Annotated in this window: 15 protein-coding genes; 1 reads left to right on the top strand and 14 read right to left on the bottom strand. The window is 69.1% G+C overall.

Features of this window, described 5'->3' with window-relative positions; translation table 11 throughout:
- Window positions 1-18 precede the first annotated feature (18 nt).
- The 14 genes from TCCBUS3UF1_RS09715 to TCCBUS3UF1_RS09650 form a co-directional block, all read right to left on the bottom strand.
- A complete protein-coding gene (locus tag TCCBUS3UF1_RS09715) occupies window positions 19-2,409 on the bottom strand; it encodes a heavy metal translocating P-type ATPase (protein ID WP_014516334.1) in 2,391 nt (796 codons plus the stop codon).
- Window positions 2,394-2,897 (bottom strand): DUF305 domain-containing protein, encoded by a 504-nt coding sequence (locus tag TCCBUS3UF1_RS09710; RefSeq protein WP_014516333.1) that lies wholly within the window; start codon window positions 2,895-2,897, stop codon window positions 2,394-2,396. Before TCCBUS3UF1_RS09710 ends, TCCBUS3UF1_RS09715 begins: the two co-directional genes overlap by 16 nt.
- A 19-nt stretch (window positions 2,898-2,916) precedes the next feature.
- Complete coding sequence (locus TCCBUS3UF1_RS09705; protein ID WP_014516332.1) at window positions 2,917-3,201, bottom strand: metal-sensitive transcriptional regulator; 285 nt, start codon at window positions 3,199-3,201, stop codon at window positions 2,917-2,919.
- A gap of 3 nt (window positions 3,202-3,204) precedes the next feature.
- Window positions 3,205-3,405 (bottom strand): heavy-metal-associated domain-containing protein, encoded by a 201-nt coding sequence (locus TCCBUS3UF1_RS09700; RefSeq protein ID WP_014516331.1) that lies wholly within the window; start codon window positions 3,403-3,405, stop codon window positions 3,205-3,207.
- Between the two features lie 123 nt (window positions 3,406-3,528).
- A complete protein-coding gene (locus TCCBUS3UF1_RS09695; RefSeq protein ID WP_014516330.1) occupies window positions 3,529-3,831 on the bottom strand; it encodes a Rieske (2Fe-2S) protein in 303 nt (100 codons plus the stop codon).
- A 2-nt stretch (window positions 3,832-3,833) separates the two neighbouring features.
- On the bottom strand, window positions 3,834-5,129 hold the full coding sequence (gene sufD, locus TCCBUS3UF1_RS09690; protein ID WP_014516329.1) for a Fe-S cluster assembly protein SufD: 1,296 nt from the start codon (window positions 5,127-5,129) through the stop codon (window positions 3,834-3,836).
- Between the two features lie 61 nt (window positions 5,130-5,190).
- On the bottom strand, window positions 5,191-6,597 hold the full coding sequence (sufB, locus tag TCCBUS3UF1_RS09685; RefSeq protein ID WP_014516328.1) for a Fe-S cluster assembly protein SufB: 1,407 nt from the start codon (window positions 6,595-6,597) through the stop codon (window positions 5,191-5,193).
- Window positions 6,594-7,343, bottom strand: a complete 750-nt coding sequence (gene sufC, locus TCCBUS3UF1_RS09680; RefSeq protein ID WP_014516327.1) for a Fe-S cluster assembly ATPase SufC — start codon at window positions 7,341-7,343, stop codon at window positions 6,594-6,596. The genes sufB and sufC overlap by 4 nt, the downstream gene beginning before the upstream one ends.
- Before the next feature lie 88 nt (window positions 7,344-7,431).
- Window positions 7,432-10,194 carry a hypothetical protein gene (locus TCCBUS3UF1_RS09675; protein ID WP_014516326.1) on the bottom strand — a complete coding sequence of 921 codons (2,763 nt, stop codon included), beginning with the start codon at window positions 10,192-10,194 and terminating at the stop codon, window positions 7,432-7,434.
- 85 nt (window positions 10,195-10,279) lie between these two features.
- Complete coding sequence (aceA, locus tag TCCBUS3UF1_RS09670; protein WP_014516325.1) at window positions 10,280-11,599, bottom strand: isocitrate lyase; 1,320 nt, start codon at window positions 11,597-11,599, stop codon at window positions 10,280-10,282.
- 107 nt (window positions 11,600-11,706) lie between these two features.
- The gene (locus TCCBUS3UF1_RS09665; RefSeq protein ID WP_014516324.1) at window positions 11,707-13,038 is read right to left on the bottom strand and encodes an FAD-dependent oxidoreductase; all 1,332 of its coding nucleotides are present in this window, start codon (window positions 13,036-13,038) and stop codon (window positions 11,707-11,709) included.
- Window positions 13,039-13,080: 42 nt separating this feature from the next.
- Entirely contained in the window at window positions 13,081-13,761 is a 681-nt protein-coding gene (locus TCCBUS3UF1_RS09660) for an ABC transporter ATP-binding protein (RefSeq protein WP_014516323.1), read from the bottom strand.
- A 1-nt stretch (window position 13,762) separates the two neighbouring features.
- On the bottom strand, window positions 13,763-14,905 hold the full coding sequence (locus TCCBUS3UF1_RS09655; RefSeq protein ID WP_014516322.1) for an ABC transporter permease: 1,143 nt from the start codon (window positions 14,903-14,905) through the stop codon (window positions 13,763-13,765).
- Window positions 14,906-14,949: 44 nt separating this feature from the next.
- Window positions 14,950-15,225: a hypothetical protein gene (locus tag TCCBUS3UF1_RS09650; protein WP_014516321.1), complete on the bottom strand. Its 276-nt coding sequence runs from the start codon at window positions 15,223-15,225 to the stop codon at window positions 14,950-14,952.
- Between the two features lie 23 nt (window positions 15,226-15,248).
- Between TCCBUS3UF1_RS09650 and alaS the strand changes: the two genes are divergently transcribed.
- A complete protein-coding gene (gene alaS / locus TCCBUS3UF1_RS09645; protein ID WP_014516320.1) occupies window positions 15,249-17,897 on the top strand; it encodes an alanine--tRNA ligase in 2,649 nt (882 codons plus the stop codon).
- The last annotated feature ends 3 nt before the right edge of the window (window positions 17,898-17,900 follow it).

The raw sequence follows: 17,900 nt of genomic DNA, 5'->3' as shown, positions 1-17,900 counted from the left end.
CGCACCTCCTCCTCGAGCTTAGGGGGTGGCGGTTAGCCCAGGGTAAGGGGGAAAGCGGAAGAGGCGGAGGGAGTTGCTGAGGACAAAGAGGCTGGAGAGGCTCATGGCCGCAGCCGCCAGCATGGGGTTCAGGAGGAGGCCGGTGAAGGGGTAGAGGGCCCCTGCGGCCACGGGGATGAGGAGGACGTTGTAGGCGTAGGCCCAGAAGAAGTTCAGGTGGATGACCCCCAGGGTCTTGCGGGCCAGGCGGATGGCGTTCACCAGGCCAAAGAGGCTCGGGGAGAGGAGGACGAGGTCCCCCGCCTCCAGGGCGATGTCCGTGCCCGTGCCCATGGCCACCCCCACGTCCGCCTGGGCCAGGGCGGCGGCGTCGTTGATCCCGTCCCCTACGAAGACCACCTTGCGCCCCTCGGCCTGGAGCCGGCGGATGGCCTCCACCTTGCCTTCCGGCCTTACCCCGGCCAAGACCTCCCCAATCCCCAGGGCCTCCGCCACCTTCCCCGCGGGGGTGGGGTGGTCCCCGGTGAGGAGGATGGGCCGGAGGCCCAGGGCCTTGAGGGCCGCCACCACCTTCTGGGCCTCGAGCCTGGGCGGGTCCAAGACCCCGAAGGCCGCCAGGCACCGGCCCTCCTCGGCCAGGTACAGGGGGGTGTGCCCCTCCTCGGCCAAGGCCAGGGCGGCCTCGGGTAAGGCCACCCCCAGCCGGGCCATGAGGGCTGGGCCCCCCAGGTAGAGCTTCCGGCCCGCCACAACCCCCTCCACCCCCTCCCCGGGGAGGGCCCGCACCCCCTGGGCCTCCAAGGGGGGGAGGTCCTTGGCCGCCTCCAGCACCGCCTTGGCCAGGGGGTGTTCGCTTCCCCGCTCCAAGGCGGCGGCCAGGCGCAAAGCCTCCCCTTCCTCCAGGCCAAAGGCCATCACCCGGCCCAGGGTGGGATGGCCTTGGGTCAGGGTGCCCGTCTTGTCCAGGACCACGGTGTCCGCCCGGGCCAGGGCCTCGAGGGCCCCTCCCTTGCGGAAGAGGAGGCCCATGCCTGCGGCCCTTCCCGTGGCCACGGCGATGGCCGCCGGGGTGGCCAGGCCCATGGCGCAGGGGCAGGCGATGAGGAGAACGGAAAGGGTGGCGGCGAAGGCGTAGGCCAGCCGGGGCTCAGGGCCCAGGAGCATCCAAACCCCAAAGGTGAGGGCGGCGAGGAGGAGGACCAGGGGCACGAAGAAGGCTGCAATCCGGTCCGCCACCTCCTGCACCTTGGGCTTGTACCCTTGCGCTTCCCCCACCAGCCGGGCCATCTGGGCCAGGACCGTGGCCTCCCCCACCCGGCTCACCTTCAGGAGGAGGACCCCCTCCCCGTTCACCGTCCCCCCCACCACCTCGTCCCCCGGCCCCTTGGCCTTGGGGATGGGCTCCCCGGTGAGGAGGGACTCGTCCACGTGGCTCCGGCCCTCCAGCACCACCCCGTCCGCAGGGATCCTCTCCCCGGGAAGGACCCGCACCCGGTCCCCGGGGATCAGGGCTTCGGCGGGCATCTCCTTTTCCCCCCCTTCCCCCACCACCCGGGCGGTCTTGGGCCTTAGGGAAAGGAGGCGCTTTAGGGCCTCCGAGGCTTTCCCCTTGGCCCCTTCCTCCAGGTGCTTGCCCAGGAGGATCAGGGCCAGGATCACCGCCCCCGCTTCAAAGTAGGGGTGGCGGGCCTCCGGGGGGAAGGCCTGGGGAAAAAGGAGGAGGGCGAAGGAGTAGAGGTAAGCGCTCCCCGCCCCTAGGGCCACCAGGGTGCTCATGCCCAGGGCGCGGTGCCGGACCTCCGCCCAGGCCTGGCGGAAAAAGCGCCGCCCGGCGTAGAGGGGGGGGAGGGCGGCCAGGCCCTGGAAGAGGGGTGGGAGGTGGGGGAGGGGGAGGAGCATGGGCCCCATGGCGAGGAGGAGCGTAAGGAGGGCGAAGGGAAGGGCCAGGAAAAGGTCCTTCCGGTAGGTGGGGCCTTCCCTCTTTTCCTCCTCCTGGGTTTCCCAGGGCTCGTACCCCGCTTCCCTGATGGCCTGGCGGATCCGGGCCAGGCTCAGGGTATCCGGCAGGTATTCCACCCAAGCCCTTTCCGTGGCCAGGTTGACCCTGGCCGAGAGCACCCCGGGGAGCCTGCCAATGGCCCCTTCCACCCGGGCGGCGCAGGCGGCGCAGGTCATACCCCGGATGGGGATCTCTGCCCGGGCCACCACGGGCTCGTAGCCCGCCTCCTCCACCCGTTTGAGCACCGCTTTGAGGTCCGCCCCTTCCCCTAGGCGCAAAAAGGCTTCCTCGGTGGTGAGGTTGACCCGGGCCTCCTCCACCCCCTCCGCCCGCTTGAGCGCCCGCTCCACCCGGGCCACGCAGGCGGCGCAGGTCATGCCCTTTACCCCTACCTTCACCTCAAGAGCCATAGGCGGAAGGCGTGCATCTCCTTGGCCTGGACCAGGATGATATCCCGGGCCAGGTCCAAGACGCGCCGGTCCTTGGCGATGGTGAGGGCCTTTAGGGCCATCTCCACCGCCCCTTTGTGGTGGAGGAGCATGAGCTCCACAAAGGCCCGGTCGGGGTCCTGGGCTGCCCGCAAGCGTCCCATCATGGCCGTCATCTCTGCCCGCATGCTCCCGTGGGCCTCCGGGTCTAGGCCGCCCAGGCTAGCCAACCAGGAACGCATCTGGGCCATTTCCCGCGCTTGCTCCTTCAAGATGGCCTCCGCCCAGGCCCGCACCCCCTTGTCCTTACCCCGCTCCAAGGCGTAACGGGCCATTTCCAAGGCCCCTTCGTGGTGGGCGATCATGGCGGAGAGGAAGCTCCTTTCCGGCGCCGCCTGGGGGGTGGGGTGGGCGTGCTGGGCCAAGGCTGGGCCAAGGACCAGGGTCAGAAGCAGGATCCCAAACCGCATGGAACACCTCCTTGGGGGTTTAGCGGTACTTTAGGGCCTCCATGAGCTCCTCCACGATCTCCTCCACATCCCCCCGCTCGTGGGCTGTGGCCACGTGGTCCCTGAGGTGGGCCTTTAGGACCATCTCCCCCACCCGGTCCAGGGCCCCCTCCACCGCCTTGATTTGCTTCAGCACGTCCACGCAGTAGACGTGGGGGTCTTCCAGCATGCGCAGGATCCCTTCCAGGTGCCCCTTGGCCGAGAGGAGGCGTCTTTGTGCCTCTTCCCGCACCTTGGGGTCCAGGTGGAGATGGCCCTTCCTCACCGCCTACCCCGCCAGGGAGGCCCGGTAGCCTTCCTCCTCCACCGCCCGGACCAGGGCCATGGGGTCCGCCTTCCCCTCCACCACGGCCTCGCCCCTTTCCAGGCTCACCTCGGCCCGCTCCACCCCGGGGGTGCGCAAGAGGGCCTTCTTCACCGCCATCGCGCAGTGGTTGCAGGTCATCCCTTCCACCTTGAGCCTCACCATGGTTCCGCCTCCCCCCACCCCTGGGGGGGTGGGTATCCCCCACCCTAGTCCTGGCCTGCGTCCCTGTCAAGGACAAAAGGCCCCAAGGGAACCTTAGGGCCTTAGGCGCTTATCCCCTTAGGTTTAGAGGTCCAGGTAGATGGTATCCCCCTCCAGCTTGGCGGGGAAGACCCTCACCGGGCGGGGGGCGGGGAGGGTCTGGCGGCCCGTCCGAAGGTCAAAGCGGGCCCCGTGCCGGGGGCAGACCATCTGCCCCTCTTCCAGCTCCCCCTCGTGCAAGGGGCCATCGTCGTGGGGGCAGAGGTCCTCGAGAGCGAAGACCTCCTCCCCAGTGTAAAGGAGGAGGATGGGCCTCCGGTGCTCGGGCCGCCTTACCACCAGGCGCCCTCCCTGGAGCTCGTTCAGCTTGGCTACCGGGGTCCACATGCCTAGAGGCGCACCTTTTCCTCAATGACCCCCTCGATGTGGCCCCGGAGGGCCTTCAAGGGGATGCGGGTGAGGACATCGGCCAGGTGGGCCTTCACCAGGAGCTCCTGGGCCAGGGTCCGGGGCAGGCCCCGGGACTGGAGGTAAAAGAGCTGCATCTCGTCCACGGGGGCGGTGGTGCTCCCGTGGGTGCAGCGCACGTCGTTGGCCCCGATCTCCAGCTGGGGGATGGAGTCCACCCGGGCGGTGGGGGAGAGGAGGAGGTTGCGGTTGGCCTGGTAGGCGTCGGTTTTCTGCGCCCCCCGCTCCAGCTTGATGAGGCCGGAGAAGACGGCCCGGGCCTCGTCCTTTACCGCCCCCTTGTAGAGGAGGTCGCTGCGGGTGTGGTGCTCCACGTGGTGCTGCAGGGTGTAATGGTCAAACTGCTGCCGCCCGTGGCCGAAGTAAAGGCCCAGCATCTCGCTTTCCCCCCCGGGGCCCAGGAGCTCGGAGGCCACCTCGCTCCGGGCGTACCGCCCCCCCAGGTTCACCACCAGGTCGTTGAGGGCCGCGTCCCGCTCCAGAAGGGCCCGTTGCCGGTGGAAGTGCCACACCCCCTCGCCGAAGGTCTGCACGTGGGCGTGGCGCAGCCGGGCCCCGGGGCGCAGGAGCATCTCCGTGGCCGAGAGGTGCAAGGTGGGGGAGAGGTCGGGGGAGAGGTACTCCTCAATGTAGGCGGCCTTGGCGTTGTCCTCCAGGAAGAGGAGGCTGCGGCCTGCCGAGGCCTTCCCGCCTTCCAGGAGGACCTTGAAGACCCCCAGGGGCTTTTCCACCTCGAGGCCCGCGGGCACGTAGAGGAAGGCCCCGTGGGTGAAGAAGGCGGCGTTGAGGGCGGCGAACTTGTCCTCGGTGTACACCCCCTGGAAGAGGGCGCTTTCCACCTTGTGGGGGTGGGTCTTCAGGGCCTCGGCCAGGCTGGTGAAGACGAGCCCCTTGGCGAGAAGCTCCTCCGGGACCTCGGCGTAGACCAGGTCCGGCCCCACGAAGACCAGGAAGCCCGAGACGTCGGTCTTTTCCAGGCGGCGCCGCACCGCCTCGGGGAGGGCGTCGCGGGAAAGCTTTAGGCCCCTAGGGGCTTCCACCTCCTGTTCCAGGGGGGCTTCGGAGAGGTCGGTGTAGCGCCAGTTTTCCTCCTTCTTGCTGGGGTAGGGAAGGCGGAGGAAGGCCTCGAGGGCCTTGAGCCGTTTCTCTAGGAGCCATAGGGGCTCGGAAAGGGCCTGGGAGATGGCCTCCAGGCGGGTTTTGTCCAGTACCTGCATCTTGCCTCCTTGCGTGGACATGGGGGAAGGGCCCTTGGGCCCCGCCCCCTTGCCGGAACCGTTAGCCTACGGAGCCCTCCATCTCCAGCTCAATGAGCCGATTCAGCTCCACCGCGTACTCCAGGGGCAGCTCCTTGGCGATGGGCTCAATGAAGCCCCGCACGATGAGGGCCGCGGCCTCGTCCTCCTTGAGGCCCCGGGACTGGAGGTAGAAGATCTGCTCGTCGTTGATCTTGGAGACCGTGGCCTCGTGGCCCACGTGGGCGGTGTCCTCCTCAATCTCAATGTAGGGGTAGGTGTCGGTACGGCTTTCGGGGTCAATGAGGAGGGCATCGCACTCCACGTTGGCCTTGGCCCCCCGGGCCCCGTCCAGCACCTTGACCAGGCCGCGGTAGCTAGCCCGGCCCTCTCCCTTGGAGATGCTCTTGGAAACGATGGTCCCCGAGGTGTGGGGGGCTCCCAGGATGATCTTGGCCCCGGTGTCCTGGTGCTGCCCGGTCTTGGCGAAGGCGATGGAGAGGATCTCCGTGCGGGCCCCGGGCTCCAGGAGGTAGCTGGAGGGGTACTTCATGGTGACCTTGGAGCCCAGGTTCCCGTCCAGCCACTCGTGGAAGGCGTCCCCGTAGACCAGGGCCCGCTGGGTCACCAGGTTGTACATGTTGGTGGACCAGTTCTGGATGGTGGTGTAGCGGCTTCTGGCCCCCCGCTTGACCACAATCTCAATCACCCCGGTGTGGAGGCTTTCCGTGGAGTACATGGGGGCGGTGCAGCCCTCAATGTAGTGCACCTCGGCCCCCTCGTCCACGATGATCAGGGTGCGCTCAAACTGCCCGAACTCGGGGGTGTTCACCCGGAAGTAGGCCTGGAGGGGGAGTTCCACCTTGACCCCCGGGGGGATGTAGACGAAGGAGCCCCCGGACCAGGCGGCGGAGTTCAGGGCGGCGAACTTGTTGTCCTCAGGGGGAACCACCTTGGCGAAGTACTCCTTGAAGAGGTCTTCGTACTTCTTCATCCCCTCCTCAATGGCCACGAAGATGACCCCCTGCCGCTCCAGCTCCTCCTTCACCCGGTGGTAGACCATCTCCGAGTCGTACTGGGCCCCCACCCCGGCCAGCACCTTGCGCTCGGCCTCGGGGATGCCCAGGCGCTCGTAGGTCCGGCGGATTTCCTCGGGGATCTCCTCCCAGCTCTTGGCGTCCCGCACCTCCGCGGGCTTGACGTAGTAGACCAGGTTGTCCAGGTCCAGGCCCGAGAGGTCGGGGCCCCAGGTGGGCATGGGCTTCTTCTGGAAGATCTCCAGGGCCCGCAGGCGGAACTTCAGCATCCACTCGGGCTCGCCCTTGTGGTAGCTGATGGCCTCAATCACCCTCCGGGTAAGGCCCCGCTCGGCCACGAAGACCGGCTGGACCTCGTCCACGAAGTGGTACTTGTACTCCTCCCCCAGGGTTTTCAGGTCCACCTCGCTCATGCCCCCTCCTTTACCCCCCGGAGCCACTCGTAGCCCTTGGCCTCCAGCTCCAGGGCCAGCTCAGGGCCGCCTTCGGCCACCACCTTGCCGTCCATCATCACGTGCACCCGGTCGGGGACGATGTAGTTGAGGAGGCGCTGGTAGTGGGTGATGACCAGGGCACCGAAGCCAGGGCCCCGCATGGCGTTCACCCCCCGGGCCACCACCTTGAGGGCGTCGATGTCCAGCCCGGAGTCCGTCTCGTCCAAGACGGCGTAGGTGGGCTCGAGGACCAGAAGCTGCAGGATCTCGTTGCGCTTCTTCTCCCCGCCGGAGAAGCCCTCGTTGAGGTAGCGGGAGAGGTAGCCCTCGTCCCAATCCAGAAGCTCCAGGGCCCGCTTGACCTTGCCCCAGAACTCCGCCACCCCCACCTCCCGGCCCAGCCGGGCCTGGAGGGCCAGGCGCAGGAAGTTGGCGATGGTGACCCCCGGCACCTCCACCGGGTACTGGAAGGCCAGGAAGAGGCCCTTGCGGGCCCGCTCGTCGGGGGAGAGCTCCAGGATGTTCTCCCCGTCCAGGAGGATCTCCCCCCGCTCCACGGTGTACTCGGGGTCCCCGGCCAGGATCTTGCCCAGGGTGCTCTTGCCCGCCCCGTTGGGGCCCATGAGGGCGTGCACCTGGCCCTTGGGGACCACCAGGTTCACGCCCTTGAGGATGGTCTCGCCGTCAATGGAAGCCCAGAGGTCGCGGATCTCCAGCTGGTTCATGCTTGTGCCTCCTGAAGCCGGGTCCTACCCTTACTGCGACCCGTTCGCAGTTAGAGTATAGCCCCTCGCCCTCCAAAAGTATAGTGATTTAGTCGGGATTTGCCAGCTGGAAGCCCAAGGCCTCGGGAAGGGCCAAGGGGGTGGGGGGGAGGCGGCTTTCCAGCTCGGGGCAGAAGCGGCCCAGGGCCCGGCCCAGCTGGAAGCGGAAGGGGATAGGGAGGCTTCCCCCCTTGGCCTCCCGAAGTTTCTGCCAGGCGGCCTCCTTCTCCCCCAGGCCCAGGAGGGAGAGCACCTCCACCGCCCGGGCCTGGGCCAGGAGGCCGGGGTCTTCCAGGGGGGGGAGGGCCACGATCTGGGCCAGGGCCTCCCCGAAGCTCCCCTCCCGGGCCAGGGCCTCGGCGTAGCCCAGGCGGGCCTGGGCCCGGAGGTAGGGGTTTTCCAGGGAGAGGAGGGGCTTGAGGAGGGCCTTTCCCTCCTCAGGGGGGAGGAGGAGGGCCAGGAGGCTTGCCGTGTCCAGGCGGAGGGCGGTGTAGCGGTCGGTGGCCTCCTCGGGGATCTCCGCCAGGAGGCCCCGGAGGAGGCGCTCCGCTGTGGGGGCGGCAAGCCCCCCCAGGAAGGGGGCCCGGTAGGGCTGGCCGGCCTCCAGGAGGAGGTAGGCCGCCCCCAGGCGGAAGCGGGTGCGCAGGAGGCGGTAGCGGGCCTCCTTGGGCCTTTCCCGGGTGGTACGGAAGTAGGCCTCGGCCCCCTGCAGGTAGGCCAGGGCCTCAAAGGGATGCCCCCGGGCGGCCTCCAGGATGCCGGCCTCGCTTTCCACCCGGGCGCGGGTAAAGGGGTCTTCCGCCTCGGAAAGGGCTTTTTGGATGGCGGTTTCCGCCTCCTGGTAGAGGCCAAGCCGCCGCAATAGGGTGGCGTAGCGGGCCCGCACCCGGGCCACCTCGTCCTTGGGGGCGCCCCCTTCCTCCAGGGCCTTGAGGCCTTCCTCCATGCGGGCCTTGGCCTCGAGGCGCCCGAGGCGCATTAGGAGGTCCCCCATCTGGTAGCGGGCCCGGCCCAGGAGGAGGGGGTCGTGGCCCACCTGGGAGAGGGCGGAGAGGGCCTCGGCGTAGCGGCCCAGGTCCTTGGCCACCAGGCCCCGCCAAAGCTGCACCCGGTCCCGCAGGAAGGGGGCCACGGGGAGACCCTCGGCCTCGGCCACAAAGCGGGCCGCCCGCTCGTAATCCCCCTTCCAGCGCTCCACTGCCGCCATCACCAGAAGCCCTTCCGCCTGGGCGGTCTCGTCCAGGAGCTTCAGGTCTTCCTTGGGGGGGAGGAGCTCCTCCGCCTCCCGGTAAAGGGCGGCGTCCGCCTTGGCCTCGGCCCCCTTGATGCGGGCCCAGGTGCGCAGGGCGGGGTCCTGGGCCTGGGAGAGGGCGAGGAGGGCCTCTTCCGCTTCCGGATGGGCGTACTGGCCCAGGACGGCCCGGTAGCGCACCACCACCGAGGCCAAGGCCTCGAGGTCCTCCCGGGGCCAGTCCCGGGCCTCCTGCCAGAGGCCAGGGAGGAGGGCGAGCCGGGCGGGATCTTCCTGAAGCAAGTCCAGAAGGATTTTCCTTTCCCCCGCCTTATGGGCGTGGTGCAGCTTGCGAAACAGGTTCTCCTTGGGGAAGAAGGCCAGGGCCAGGCGGTGGAGCTCCCTAGGGGCCTCCTGGGGAAGGAGGCTGCGCAGGGAGGGCCGCACCAGCCCCTCCCCCACCCAGTCCAAAAGGGCCCGCTCCGCCTGGGAAAACCGCTCCACGGGCCTGCCCAGGGCCATCTCCAGGAGGGCGATGGGGAAGACGGGGTCGGCCTCGGGGCTAAAAGCGGCCAGGGCCAGGAGGAGGGGCCGGAGGGCGGGGTCGTCCTGGATAGGGGTCCTGGGGTCGTGCTTGGCCGCCTCCAGGAGGACCAGGCGGGAAAGCTCTCCGAAGTTACGTCCCGCCTGGTTCACCAGGGCTTCCAGGCGCTCGGGGGGCAGGTGGGGGAGCCTTTCCCGCACGAAGCGCCGGGCCTCCTCCCGGCTCGGGGGAGAGAGGGGCTGGTAGGGCAGGGTGGGAGGGGGTTCGGAAAGGGCGGCCAGGTAGGGGATGTGCAGTTGCTTTAGGAAAGGTTCCAGCCAGACCGCCAGGCCCCGGCCCGTGCCCTCCGGGCCCCGCAGGGGGAGGCCCTCGAGGGTCCCCTCCGCCTCGGCCCGCAGGAGGAGGGGGCGGCCCTCCCGGTTCAGGGCCCGGGCCAGGAGGGTGAGGACCTCCTGCTGCAGGGCCCCTTGCAGGATGTAGGGCTGGGTGGGGGAGAGCTGGGCCAGCAGGGCCCGCACCTCCTCCCCCACCCCTAGGCCTTCCCCCAGGGGGATGAGGGCCTGGGCCAGCTCCCCCCCCAGGTTCAGAAAGAAGGGTTCCTGCCCGGGGAGGGCGGAAAGGGCCCGGGAAAGGGCGGAGAGCAAGACCCCCTTCCCCGTGGCCGGGCCGCCCACCACCACCATCTGGGGCTGGCCCCCGGCCTCCAGCTCCTTGAGGAAGCGGCGGAAGATGCGCCGCTTGTCCCGGCCCAGGGCCTTGCGGGCGCTCTCCAGGAAGAGCTCCGCCGGAGGGGGAGGGGGGGTGAGGCCGGCCTCCTTGTAGAGGTCGGCGATGACCCCGTAAAGCCGCTCCTTCTCCTCAGGGCTTCCCAGGTCCTTGTAGAGGATGTTGCGCACCGTGCCCGAGCGCCCCCCCCGCTCGGCCATGAGGGTTTCCAGCCAGCGCAGGGAGCCCCGTTTGCCCCGGTGGTCCCGGCCCCGCAGGTGGGGGCGGAGGTCCTCCAGGTAGCGCAGCCAGGGTGTAATGATGTCTGGCATGACATCTACACTATACCGACTTGGTGTGGGATATGGCTACAAATAAAGGGGGCCGCCCCCCATAGGGGCGGCCCGCAAAGGGCCCTTAGTGGGGCAGGGCCTCGTTGAACTGGGCCTCCTCGGTGGAGCCCTTGAGGGCCAGGGTGGAGGCCTCCCCCTGGGTCAGGGCCAGGACCACCTCGTCAAAGTACCCGGCCCCCACCTCCCGCTGGTGCTTGACCGCGGTGAAGCCCTGGGCCTGGGCCAGGAACTCCTTCTGCTGCAGCTCCACGAAGGCGGGCATCCCCCGGGCCTTGTACCCTTTGGCCAGCTCCCAGATGTAGTAGTTCAGGGTGTGCCAGCCCGCCAGGGTGATGAACTGGAACTTGTACCCCATCTCCCCCAGCTCCCGGTTGAACTTGGCGATGGTCTCGTCGTCCAGGAACTTCTTCCAGTTGAAGGAGGGGGAGAGGTTGTAGGCCAGGAGCTTGTCGGGGAACTCCCGCTTCACCGCCTCGGCGAACTTCCTGGCCTCCTCCAGGTCGGGCTTGGAGGTTTCCATCCAGATCACGTCGGCGTAGGGGGCGTAGGCCAAGGCCCGGGCGATGCCGGCTTCTATCCCGTTCCGCACCCGGTAGAAGCCCTCAGGGGTGCGCTCGCCCGGGAGGATGAAGGGCCGGTCCCGCTCGTCAATGTCGCTGGTGATGAGGGTGGCGGCCTCGGCGTCGGTGCGGGCGATGATCACCGTGGGCACCCCCATGACGTCCGCGGCCAGGCGGGCGGCCTGCAGGGTGCGGATGTGCTGGGCGGTGGGCACCAGGACCTTCCCCCCCAGGTGGCCGCACTTCTTCTCCGAAGCCAGCTGGTCCTCGTAGTGGATCCCCGCAGCCCCGGCCTCGATCATGGCCTTGGTCAGCTCAAAGACGTTGAGGGCCCCGCCGAAGCCGGCCTCGGCGTCGGCCACGATGGGCACGTACCAGTCCCGGGTGACCTTGCCCTCGGAACGCTCGATCTGGTCCGCCCGCATGAGGGCGTTGTTGATCCGCTTCACGATCTGCGGCACGGAGTTGTAGGGGTAGAGGGACTGGTCGGGGTAGGTCTGCCAGGCCAGGTTGGCGTCCGCGGCCACCTGCCAGCCGGAGAGGTAGATGGCCTCGAGGCCCGCCCGCACCATCTCCACCGCCATGGCCCCGGTGTAGGCCCCAAAGGTGTGCACGTAGGGCCGCTCGTGGAGGAGCTGCCAGAGTTTCTCCGCCCCTCGCTTGGCCAGGGTGTACTCCACGGGGATGCTGGGCCTAAGCCGCACCACGTCTTCGGGGCGGTAGTCCCGCTTCACCCCCTTCCAGCGGGGGTTGGTTTCCCACTCGCGCCGCAAGGCCTCCGCTTCCTGACGCATCTCCGGGGTGAGCATGCTCAAGGGTTCCACGGTTTACCTCCCAGGTTCAGTTTGGAGGCAGCGGGGCTTGCGGTGTAGTGTGTAAGCCTTGAAGCTTCACACCCTGGGCCGGTGTGTTTGGATTGTAACTACACCCCTTATTTGGCCTGCTGGGCGGCGATGAGGAGAGGGTCCCAGACCGGGCTGAAGGGGGGAGCGTAGGCCAGGTCCAGGGCCAGGAGGTCCTCCAGGCTTCCTCCCTGGTGCAGGAGGGCGGCCAGGGCGTCCACGCGCAAGGCCCCATGCCCCTTGGCCACCACCGCCCCGCCCAGGAGGCGGCTGCTGGGCTCCTCATAGACCAGCTCCACCCAAAGGGGCTCGCTTCCCGGGTAGTAATGGGCTCCGTCCCGGCTTTGGATGAAGACCTTGCGCGCCGGGAACCCCTCCTTTAGGGCCGCTTCCAGGGAAAGCCCCGTGGTGGCCACCGCCAGGGAGAAGGCCTTGAAGATGGCCGTACCCACCACCCCGGGGAAGTGGGCCTCCTTGCCGGCGATGACCGTGCCCGCGGTGCGGCCATGCTTGTTGGCCACGTCCCCTAGGGGGAGCCAGTAGGGGCGCTTCAGCACCCGGTGGAAGCTTTCGGCCACGTCCCCGGCAGCGTAAACCCCCTCCAGGTTGGTGCGCATCCTGGGGTCGGTGGCGATGGCCCCCGTGGGCCCTAGGGCCACCCCCATGGCCTGGGCCAAGGCGGTGTTGGGCCGGATCCCGGTGGCCAGGAGGACCAGGTCGGCCTCCACCACCCCTTCGGAGGTCTCCACCGCCTCCACCCGGCCCTGGCCCCTGAAGGCCTCCACCCGCACCCCGGTCCAGACCTCCACCCCGTGCCGTTCCAGCTCCTGCTCGAGAAGGTGGCCCACCTCCTCATCCCAGTGGGGCAAGGGGCGGTCCTTGGCCTCCAGGAGGGTGACCTCCAGACCCCGCTTGCGGAAGGCCTCGGCCACCTCGAGGCCGATGTACCCCGCCCCCAAGATGGCCGCCCGCTTGGCCCTTGGCAGGGCCTGGAGGAGTTTTTCCCCATCCTCCATGCTCCGCAGGGTAAAAACTCCCTCCTGCTCCGTGCCGGGGATGGAGGGGATGAGGGGCCTGGCCCCCGTGGCCAGGACCAGGTAATCGTAGCGGTCCTGGAAGGTACGGCCTTCCCGGTGGTCAAAGACCGTGAGGGTGTGGGACTCGGGGTCCACGTCCACCACCTCGTGCTGCGTGTGGACCTCCACCCCTTGCTTGCGGAACTCCTCCGGGGTCCGGGCCACCAGCCTTTCCAGCCGGGGGATCTCCCCCGAGAGGACATAGGGCAGGCCGCAGGCCCCGTAGGAAACCCAGGCGCCCTTCTCGTAGACCACCACTTCCAGCTCGGGATTTTCCCGCTTGGCCTTGGCGGCGGCGGAGGTTCCCCCCGCTACCCCGCCCACGACCACCATCCGCTTGCCCATGGGGGCATTGTGCCACGAGGGGGGTGGGCGGGATGTCCCGGGCTAGCGGGAGGGCTGGGCCACCTCCTCCCGCACCAGCCGCCCCCCCTTCAGGTGCAGGACCCGGTCTGCCCGGGCGGCCAGCTCCAGGTCATGGGTGACCAGGATGAGGGTCCTCTCCTTGCCCGCCTGGAAGAGGAGGGCCGCCACCTGCTCCCGGGACTCGGCGTCCAGGTTGCCCGTGGGTTCGTCGGCAAAAAGGATGGGCGGGTCCAGGGCCAGGGCCCGGGCCAGGGCCACCCGTTGCTGTTCCCCCCCGGAAAGGCGGCTCGGGAGGTGGTGCAGGCGGTGGGCCAGGCCCACCCGTTCCAGGAGCTCCTTGGCTCGGGCCTCCCGCTTTGGCCTGGGCCAGCCCGCCAGGAGGAGGGGGAAGGCCACGTTCTCCCAGGCGCTTAGGGTGGGGATGAGGTTCCATTGCTGGAAAACAAAGCCCATGGACCTGAGGCGCACCTCGGCCCGGGCATCCTCGGGGAGCCGGTGCAGGGCCTTTTCCCCTAGGAATACCCCGCCTTCCGTGGGCAGATCAAAGCCTGCCAGCAGGTTCAAAAGGGTGGTCTTGCCGCTTCCTGAGGGGCCCACCACCGCGGTGGACCCTTGGGGGAAGGTGTAGGTGAAGCCCGAGAGGGCCACCACCTCCTTTTCCCCTTGCCGGTAACGCTTGGTAAGGCCTTCGGCCCGCAGCATCTCACACCCTCCCCAAGGCTTCCACCACCGGGATGCGGCTGGCGTGGTGGGCGGGGAGAAGCCCTGCGGCCAGCCCTAGCCCCAAGGCCACCAGAAGGGCGAAGAGGGCCAGGCGAAGGGTGATGGCGGAAAGGGCCAGGCCCACCTGGTCCAGGGTGTAGAGGTTGATGGCGTAGGAAACCACTCCCCCCAGGACCAGCCCCCCCAAGCCTCCCAGAAGGGCCAGGAAGAGGGCTTCCAGCACCACCAAGCGGAAGATGAAGCCCCGCTTGGCCCCCAGGGCCCGCATGACCCCGAACTCCCGGGTCCTTTCGTACACGGACATCATCACGGTGTTGGCCACCAGGAGGCCCCCCACCACCAGGGCCACCAGGCTGATGCCGAAGCGCACCAGGTCGCTGATGCGCAGGGCCCTTTCCGCGAAGCGCATCACGTCCCCCGTGGTCTGGGCCTTGAGCCCCGGAACCGCCCCTTCCAGAGCCCGGGCCACCTCCTCCGCCTTCTGGCCTGGCTTCAGGGCCACCAGGACGGCGCTGTAGTTCTCCGTGCCCAGCACCGCCTGGAGGGGTTGGAGGGGGACGAAGATCAGGTTGTCCGCCAGGCCTCCGCTTTCCTCCAGGATCCCCTCCACCCGGAGCTCCACCCGGGGGGAGAGGCGCAAGGGGCTTCCCAGGGTGAGCTGGCTCCGCTTGGCCACCTTGCCCCCCACCACCGCCCCCCCTTCCGTGGGCACCAGGCGGCCCTCCTTGGCCCTCACCCCCGGGTAGAGAAGGTCGGGGGCCGTGCCTTGGGGCAGGCCCTGGAAGAAGAAGCTGGTCTGGGGGTCAAACCCTCCCCGGGCCAGGAAGAGGGTGGGGACCAGGGCCCGCACCCCAAGGCTCCTTCCCGCCTCCGTCAGGGCCGCAAGCTGGGCGGGGGTGATCTCCGGGTAGCCTCCAAACCCCAGGCCCTCCGTCCCCTCCGGCACCACCTGGATGGCGGGCCCCACCCGGGAGAGCTCCTGGAAAAGGGAGCGCCTAAGGCCCTCGCCGAAGGAGAGGAAAAGGACCATGCTGCTGGTGGCGATGAGGACCCCGAGCAGGGTGAGCAGGCTCCGCACGGGGCGGGCCATGAGGTTGCGCAGGACCAGGTGGAAGACCTCCATCCCCCCAAGCTTACCCCTCGAGGGAGCCGGGGGCGTGGCCCCCGCTACAGGAGCCTCTCCACGAAGCGGGTTTCCACCTCCTCCAGGTACTGGCGGGGGTCCACCTTCTGCCGCTCGGGGTGGGCGTAGTAGGCCGCTTCGGCCTCGGCGAAGTTCTCGTGGCCCACGAACCAGAGGAAGTCCCTATCTGAGATCCAGTAGGCCCCCAGGATCTGGAAGCCCGTGGCCCGGCGCAAGGGGACGATGACCTCTAAAAACACCCTAGTGAAGGCCTCCTTGGCCCCTTCCTTCAGGCGGTAGCGGCGCATCTGCACGGTCATGGGGACATCCTATAATCAAAAGCATGCGCACCGCCGAGATCCGCGAGAAGTACCTTTCCTTCTTTGAGGAGAAGGGCCACCTGCGCCTTCCCTCCTTCAGCCTGATCCCGGAAAACGACCCCTCCCTCCTCTTCACCTCCGCGGGGATGGCCCCCCTCAAGCCCTACTTCCTAGGGGCCAAGCCCATCTTTGGGGGCAAGGAGTGGCGGCGGGTCACCACCTGCCAGAAATGCCTCCGGGTGGGGGACATTGAGAATGTGGGCCGCACCGCCCGGCACAACACCTTTTTTGAGATGCTGGGCAACTTCTCCTTCGGGGACTACTTCAAGAAGGAGGCCATCCTCTGGGCCTGGGAGTTCCTCACGGATCCCAGGTGGCTTGGGTTGGACCCCAACCGCCTCTGGGTCACCGTCTACGAGGACGATGACGAGGCCTACGCCATCTGGCGGGACCTGGTGGGGGTCCCGGAGGCGCGGATTGGCCGCTTCGGCGAGGAGGAGAACTACTGGCCGGGTGGGGCCATCACCCACGGGCCCAACGGGCCCTCGGGCCCCTGCTCGGAGATCTTCTACGACCGGGGGCCGGCCTACGGCACCCCCGAGGAGACCGGGCCCAACACCGGCTCGGGGGACCGGTTCGTAGAGATCTGGAACCTGGTCTTCACCCAGTACGACCGCCAAGGCCCTATCCCCGGCCCCGGCATCCTCAAGCCCCTGCCCCAGAAGAACATTGACACGGGCATGGGCCTCTACCGGGTGGCGGCCATCCTGCAGGACGTGGAGGACTTCTACCGTACGGACACCTTCTACCCCCTCATCGAGCGGGTGGCCCTTTGGAGCGGGAAGCCCTACGAGGGCAAGGCCTCGGTGAGCCACCGGGTCATCGCCGACCACATCCGGGCGGTGGTGGCGGCCCTGGCCGATGGGGTCACCTTCGCCAACACCGGCCGGGGCTACGTGATCCGCCGCCTCCTGCGCCGGGCCCTGAGGCACGGCTACCTCCTGGGGCTAACCGAGCCCTTCCTCCACCGCCTGGCCCCGGTGGTGGCCGAGGTCCTGGGGGACTTCTACCCGGAGATGCGGGAGAACCTCCCCGCGGTGGAGCGGCAGATCCGCCTCGAGGAGGAGCGCTTCCTGGAAACCCTGGAAGGGGGCCTGAAGCGCCTGGAGGGCCTCCTGGCCGCCCTCAAGCCAGGGGAGGTGGTCCCGGGGGCGGAGGCCTTCCGGCTTTACGACACCTACGGCTTCCCCTTGGACCTCACGGTGGAGATCGCCGCCGAGCGGGGCTTTGGCGTGGATACCCAGGGCTTCCAGCAGGCCCTGGAGGCGCAGCAGGAGCGTTCCCGGGCGGCCATGGCCTTTGAGCGGGAGATCTTCAAGAAAAGCGCCCAGGTCCTGGAGGAGCTCTACGCCGAGCGGGGGGCCACGGAGTTCCTGGGGTACGGGGCCCTGGAGGGGGAAGGGGAGGTCCTGGCCCTCCTGGCCGGGGACCAGAGCCTGGCCGAGGCCGGCCCCGGCACCGAGGTCCAGGTGGTCCTGGACAAGACCCCCTTTTACGCCGAAGGGGGGGGGCAGATCGGCGACTTCGGCCACCTGGAGTGGCCGGGTGGCCGGGCCCGGGTGGAGACCACCCTCAAGGCCGAGCGGGGCCTCTTCCTCCACCGGGCCCGGGTGGAGGAGGGGGTCTTGCGGGTGGGGGATAGGGTGCGGGCGGTGGTGGACCCCGCGCGGCGGGATACCGAGCGCCACCACACCGCCACCCACCTCCTGCACGCCGCCCTCCGGGCGGTCCTGGGGCCCCACGTGCGCCAGGCGGGAAGCCTGGTGGCCCCCGACCGCCTGCGCTTTGACTTCACCCACCCCGAGGCCCTCACCCCCGAAGAACTGGCCCGGATTGAGCTTCTGGTGAACCGCTGGATCATGGCCGACTTCCCCGTGACCTGGCGCTACATGCCCCTGGAGGAGGCCCGGAAGGAGGGGGCCATGGCCCTCTTCGGGGAGAAGTACGGGGAGGTGGTGCGGGTGGTGCGGGTGGAGGGAAGCCCCCTGCCTGGGGTGGAGTCCAAGGAGCTTTGCGGGGGGACCCACGTGCGCCGCACCGGGGAGATCGGGGCCTTCCTCATCCGCTCCGAGGAGGCGGTTTCCGCCGGGGTGCGGCGGATTGAGGCCGTGGCTGGGGAGCCGGGCGTGCGCCTGGCCCGGCAGGGCCTGGACCGCCTCAAGGCCCTGGCGGGGCGGCTTTCCGTGGGGGAGGAGGCCCTGGAGGAACGCCTGGAGCGCCTGCTTTCCGAGCTCAAGGCCAAGGAGAAGGAGGTGGAAAGCCTCAAGGCCCGCCTGGTGCAGGCGGAGCTGGGGAAGGCCGTGGCCCTTTCCGAGAAGGGTGGGCTCCGGTATGCGGTGACGGAGCTCTCTGGCCTGGACGTGCCTGCCCTCCGCCAGGCGGCGGACGACCTGGTGGAGCGGGGGGCGGACGTGGCCCTGGTCCTCTCCGGGGGGCAGGCGGTGCTCAAGCTTTCCCGGGGGGCGCAAGCCCGGGGCCTGGAGGCCGGGAGCCTCTTCCGCGCCCTCTTGGGGCGGGCGGGGGGCCGGGGCGGGGGCAAGGGGGCTTTGGCCCAGGGGGCGGGCCTGGACCCCGCACGGGCCCGGGAAGCCCTGCCCGAACTCCTCCCCTAAGGG

It is taken from the genome of Thermus sp. CCB_US3_UF1, assembly GCF_000236585.1.
GTDB lineage: Bacteria > Deinococcota > Deinococci > Deinococcales > Thermaceae > Thermus.
This window is presented reverse-complemented; position numbering and strand designations above follow the sequence as displayed.

Bases quoted from the DNA above. Each gene is read 5' to 3' on its own strand.
- sufD (WP_014516329.1), bottom strand. From the start codon at position 5,129: ATGCAGGTACTGGACAAAACCCGCCTGGAGGCCATCTCCCAGGCCCTT.
- TCCBUS3UF1_RS09715 (WP_014516334.1), bottom strand. From the start codon at position 2,409: ATGGCTCTTGAGGTGAAGGTAGGGGTAAAGGGCATGACCTGCGCCGCC.
- TCCBUS3UF1_RS09695 (WP_014516330.1), bottom strand. From the start codon at position 3,831: ATGTGGACCCCGGTAGCCAAGCTGAACGAGCTCCAGGGAGGGCGCCTG.
- TCCBUS3UF1_RS09650 (WP_014516321.1), bottom strand. From the start codon at position 15,225: ATGACCGTGCAGATGCGCCGCTACCGCCTGAAGGAAGGGGCCAAGGAG.
- TCCBUS3UF1_RS09665 (WP_014516324.1), bottom strand. From the start codon at position 13,038: ATGGGCAAGCGGATGGTGGTCGTGGGCGGGGTAGCGGGGGGAACCTCC.
- TCCBUS3UF1_RS09660 (WP_014516323.1), bottom strand. From the start codon at position 13,761: ATGCTGCGGGCCGAAGGCCTTACCAAGCGTTACCGGCAAGGGGAAAAG.
- alaS (WP_014516320.1), top strand. From the start codon at position 15,249: ATGCGCACCGCCGAGATCCGCGAGAAGTACCTTTCCTTCTTTGAGGAG.
- TCCBUS3UF1_RS09655 (WP_014516322.1), bottom strand. From the start codon at position 14,905: ATGGAGGTCTTCCACCTGGTCCTGCGCAACCTCATGGCCCGCCCCGTG.
- TCCBUS3UF1_RS09675 (WP_014516326.1), bottom strand. From the start codon at position 10,194: ATGCCAGACATCATTACACCCTGGCTGCGCTACCTGGAGGACCTCCGC.
- sufC (WP_014516327.1), bottom strand. From the start codon at position 7,343: ATGAACCAGCTGGAGATCCGCGACCTCTGGGCTTCCATTGACGGCGAG.
- TCCBUS3UF1_RS09700 (WP_014516331.1), bottom strand. From the start codon at position 3,405: ATGGTGAGGCTCAAGGTGGAAGGGATGACCTGCAACCACTGCGCGATG.
- TCCBUS3UF1_RS09710 (WP_014516333.1), bottom strand. From the start codon at position 2,897: ATGCGGTTTGGGATCCTGCTTCTGACCCTGGTCCTTGGCCCAGCCTTG.
- sufB (WP_014516328.1), bottom strand. From the start codon at position 6,597: ATGAGCGAGGTGGACCTGAAAACCCTGGGGGAGGAGTACAAGTACCAC.